The sequence below is a fragment of the Rhodococcus sp. NPDC055024 genome, from assembly GCF_053608585.1.
In genome coordinates, this window is record NZ_JBSGVT010000041.1 from 1,451 (window position 1) to 5,111 (window position 3,661).

A 3,661-nucleotide genomic window follows, 5' to 3' on the forward strand; every position below is an offset into this window, starting at 1 on the left:
CTATGCTGTCGGGGGATGACGTTTTGGCAGTGGCCAAGACGGATCTTCCTCGTCATATGATTCCGGCGGCTGTCGTTGTCATCGACGAGATTCCGTTGACGCCTGTGGGAAAGCTGGATTCGGCGGCACTTCCTGATCCTGTATTCGAGGCCCGAGAGTTTGTCGCGCCGTCCTCCGCTGGTGAGGTTGTGGTTGCGCGTGTGTTCGAGGAACTTTTGGGTTTGGACCGAGTTGGTGCTGATGATGATTTCTTCGAGCTCGGCGGTAATTCGCTGATTGCAGCGAAGTTGGCTGGTCGTTTGAGTGCGGCTTTCGATGTGCGGGTTCAGGTCAAGACTTTGTTCGAGTCTTCGACAGTCTCCGGTCTTGCATCTGTTTTGTCAGATTCGACAGGGCGTGTGCGAATTGCCTTGGCCCCTCGCTCTCGTCCGGAGCGGATACCTCTTTCGTTGGCGCAGTCGCGGATGTGGTTTTTGTCGCGGTTCGATGCTGTGTCTGGTGTGAACAATATTCCGATCGTGTTGCGTTTGTCCGGTGCGGTTGATGTTTCGGCGTTGGGTGCTGCGGTGTCGGATGTTGTTGCGCGGCATGAGGTGTTGCGGACCGTCTACCCGGAGTTCGAGGGTGTGGGGTTCCAGCGGGTTCTTCCGGTGGATGAGTTCGTGGTGGAAGTATCGCCGGAGTTTGTCGGTGAGGCCGATTTGTTGACGGTGCTGGCGCCGGTGGTGTCGGAGGGGTTCGATGTCACGGTCGAGGTGCCGTTGCGGGTTCGTTTGTTCCAGACGGGACCGTCGGAGTTTGTGTTGGCGTTGGTGATTCACCATATTGCTGCTGACGGCGTGTCGATGGGGCCGTTGGTGCGTGATGTGTCGGTGGCGTATGTGGCGCGTGCGGGTGGTCAGGTTCCCCAGTGGGCGCCGCTGGCGGTGCAGTACGCGGATTTCGCGTTGTGGCAGCGTGAGGTGTTGGGGTCCGAGGGTGATCCGTCGTCGTTGATGTCCGAGCAGTTGGGGTATTGGACGTCGGTGTTGGCGGGGTTGCCGGAGCGGATCGAGTTGCCGGTGGATCGTCCGCGGCCGTTGGTGGCATCCAATCGTGGTGCGAGTTACCAGTTTTCGGTAGATGAGCGGTTGCATCGGGCGCTCGAGCAGTTGGCGCTTGATCGTAGTGTGTCGTTGTTCATGGTGGTGCATGCTGCGTTGGCGGTGTTGTTGGCGCGGCTGAGCGGTAGTGATGATGTTGTGGTGGGCTCTCCGATCGCTGGGCGGGGTGAGCCGGAGCTTGACGATCTGATCGGGATGTTCGTCAACACGTTGGTGTTGCGGACGGAGGTGGATTCTTCGGAGTCGTTCTCGGCGTTGTTGGGTCGGGTTCGTGAGGTCGATCTGGGGGCGTTCGGCAATGAGGACGTGCCGTTCGAGCGGTTGGTGGAGGTGCTTGATCCGGCGCGGTCGCAGGCTCATCATCCGTTGTTCCAGGTTGCGTTGTTCTTTCAGAACATGGCGCAGGATGTCGTGGAGTTGCCGGGGTTGTCGATTGCCGGTTTCGATGCCGGCGTCGAGGTCGCGAAGTTCGATCTGCAGTTGACGGTGACGCCGTTGGAGGAGGACGGCGTCGGTGTGGGGATGCCGATGTCGTTGACGTATGCGACGGATCTGTTCGACGAGTCGACGGTTGTCTCGTTTGCGGAGCGGTTGGTGCGTGTTCTGGAATCGATGGTGGCGGAGCCTGATTCGGTTGTCGGGGATGTGGATTTGCTCGGCGAGGACGAGCGTTCGCAGGTGTTGGTGGCGGTCAATGACACTGTTCACGAGTTGACTGTTGGTGCTTTGTTGCTCGACGGGTTCGTTGCGCAGGTGGCGGCGACGCCGGATGCGATGGCGGTGGTGTTCGAGGGGCAGTCTCTGACGTATGCGGAGTTCGGGTCTCGGGTGAATCGCCTTGCCAGGTATCTGGTTTCGGTGGGTGTGGGGCCGGAGTCGTTGGTGGCGTTGGCGATGCGCCGGTCGGTTGAGCTTGTGGTGGGTATGTATGCGGTGGTTGCTGCGGGTGGGGCGTATGTGCCGTTGGATCCGGATCATCCGGCCGAGCGCAACGGTCATATCCTCGGGACCGCGGCACCGGTGTGTGTGTTGTCCACTGCTGGTGACGGTGTGGTGTTGCCGGGTGAGTTCGATGTGGTGTTGATCGACGAGGTGGATGTGTCCGGGTTCTCGGATGCGCCTGTTTCGGATGCGGATCGTGTTGCGCCGCTGCGGGGTTCGAATGCTGCGTATGTGATTTTCACGTCGGGGTCGACGGGGAAGCCGAAGGGTGTGGCGGTTTCGCATGCGGCGATCGCCAATCAGATGGCGTGGATGCAGGGTCGGTATGTTCTGGCTGGGGCGGATGTGTATCTGCAGAAGACGGCGACGACGTTCGATGTGTCGTTGTGGGGTTTCTTCTTGCCGTTGGCGGTGGGTGCTCGGTTGGTGGTGGCCACGCATGACGGTCATCGGGATCCGGGGTATTTGGCGTCGGTGATCGCTGATCAGGGTGTGACGGTGACGGATTTCGTGCCGACGATGTTGTCGGTGTTCGCGGGGGAAGTCTCTGCCGGCCAGTTGGATTCGTTGCGTGATGTGTTCGTCATCGGTGAGGCGTTGCCGGCGCAGACGGTGCGCGATTTCGGTGTGGTGTCGGGAGCTCGAGTTCACAATTTGTATGGTCCGACCGAGGCCGCGGTGTCGATCACGTTCGCGGATGTGACAGGCGCCGTCGATGGTGGTGTGGTCTCTATTGGTGTGCCGCAGTGGAATTCGCAGGTTTTTGTGTTGGATTCTCGTGTGCGTCCGGTGCCGGTGGGTGTTGCGGGTGAGTTGTATCTTGCGGGTGATCAGTTGGCTCGTGGGTATGTTTCTCGTCCGGATTTGTCGGCGGATCGGTTTGTGGCCAATCCGTATGGCGGCGCGGGTTCGCGGATGTATCGCACGGGGGACTTGGTGCGGTGGGGCGTTTCGGGGGAGCTCGAGTACATCGGTCGTACCGATTTTCAGGTGAAGTTCCGTGGTCAGCGGATCGAGTTGGGGGAGATCGAGTCGGCGTTGGTGGCTGATGTGTCGGTGTCTGTGTCGTCGGTGGCTGTGGTGTCGACCAAGACCGGTGATCAGTTGGTGGGGTATGTGGTGCCGGCGTCGGGTGTGGTGGTTGATGTTGCGGCGCTGGTGGATTCGTTGGGTGCGGTGTTGCCGTCGTATATGGTGCCGTCGCAGATCGTGGTGTTGGATGCGTTTCCGCTCAATGCTTCGGGGAAGTTGGATCGGAAGTTGTTGCCGGAGCCGGTGTTCGAGACCGCGGTGTTCAGGGCTCCGGTGACGGCGGTGGAGGAGATCGTTGCGTCGGTGTTCGCCGAGGTGTTGGGTGTCGAGCGTGTGGGTCTCGATGACGATTTCTTTGCACTCGGTGGTAATTCGTTGATTGCGACTCGGGTGGCGGCTCGGTTGGGTCAGGCGCTCGATGCGCAGGTTCCGGTGCGGGTGTTGTTCGAGGTGTCGTCGGTGGAGTTGTTGGCTGCGCGGGTGGAGTCGGAGATCGGTTCGGGTGCGCGGGCGGCGTTGACTGCTCGGGTGCGTCCGGAGCGGGTGCCGTTGTCGTTGGCGCAGCAGCGGATGTGGTTCTTGAA

General features: G+C 60.6%; 1 pseudogene. It reads left to right on the forward strand.

The features are described from left to right. Positions 1-5 precede the first annotated feature (5 nt). Positions 6-3,661: pseudogene (locus ACWF6P_RS31680) on the forward strand (amino acid adenylation domain-containing protein); the annotation flags it as partial.